The organism is Oleiphilus sp. HI0066 (assembly GCF_001635725.1).
Map to the genome: position 1 here is coordinate 1 of NZ_LWFH01000129.1, position 1185 is coordinate 1185.

Below are 1185 nucleotides of genomic sequence, written 5' to 3' on the forward strand. Positions count from 1 at the left end.
AAAACATTCCTAACTCCTTTGGTTGAAGCCGGCGTGGATATATTCCATTGCAGCACGCGTCGTTACTGGGAAAAAGAATTCGAAGATGCGCCAGAAAACGGCCACATGAACTTAGCAGGTTGGACCAAAGAGTTAACCGGTAAGCCGGTTATCACAGTCGGTAGTGTTGGCTTAAATACCAGCTTCGTTGGTGAAGAACATGGTATGAATATGTCAGCGCAGGCAGGTGTAGAAGCAGGTTCGATTACTCAGTTGAATGATCGCATCAACAGCGGCGAATTCGATTTAGTTGCGGTTGGTCGTGCGTTGTTGCAAGACCCTGAATGGGTGATCAAAGTGCGTGAAGAACGCTTAGACGAACTAGAAGACTATTCCAAAGACAGCTTAACGCAGCTCGTTTAAGTTACTTTTTTAGACAGTTCGTCATTCGTCTTTTCCTGTCGGCCGCAGCCGACGGCACCTTAAGACCTTTGCATCGCCAAAGGTCTTATGGTGGAACATGCCAGCCTCTCTTGCTTCGCAAATCATCTTCCTCAAAAGGCGACCCTGAGTTCTTCGAACTCAAGGGGATTGTCCCTTCGTTCTAATTCCGAAGGTACGGTAAAGCTTTAGTGTTTCCTATCTAGTCATTACTGATTGGGTGCGAGAACGACAACATGAGTGTCACTACTACTAAGGATTAACAGTGCACGTTAAATAGAGGTAGTATCCATGCTTCAAATTATATTGGCCTAACTCTAGATTTTAATTAGCTTGGGTAGACGCTTTATCTATATGATGGTAGTAGCGATCAAGTTAGGGATAGAGGAGGCAAAGGATGTCTGTGTCTAAAGAGACGGTGCAATTAATACAAGGCGGCAGTTTGCTAGCTTTTGATCTAGTCGCATCCGTGACCGAGATTGTTGAAGCTATGCATGCAGATATCTCACGTCACCAAATGCCCTGGAGCGAGAGTCGCTCTAAACACACGAAGGGTATAACGGGTTTTACCTATCGAACGATTCGTTCTTTTAACAATACTTTCCGCTCGGGTGTAAAGACGCTATTGCCGATCGTGAAAATCCCTTCCGAGCACCAACAGTCTGCACTGGTTGGTCATCTGTCGGCCGCATTAAATGGTCTAATAGGAGACCATTTAGAGGAGACCGGTAACCCTATCGCTTTTACGATGCAGCTTCGGCACAA

The 1185-nt window shown here is 45.8% G+C and carries 1 protein-coding gene and 1 pseudogene; both read left to right on the plus strand.

Going from position 1 to position 1185, the window contains the following annotated elements; translation table 11 throughout:
- Positions 1-402: pseudogene (locus A3738_RS30410) on the plus strand (12-oxophytodienoate reductase); the annotation flags it as partial.
- 415 nt (positions 403-817) lie between these two features.
- The coding region (locus A3738_RS02375; RefSeq protein ID WP_197473524.1) for a hypothetical protein at positions 818-1185 on the plus strand (368 nt) is incomplete at its 3' end.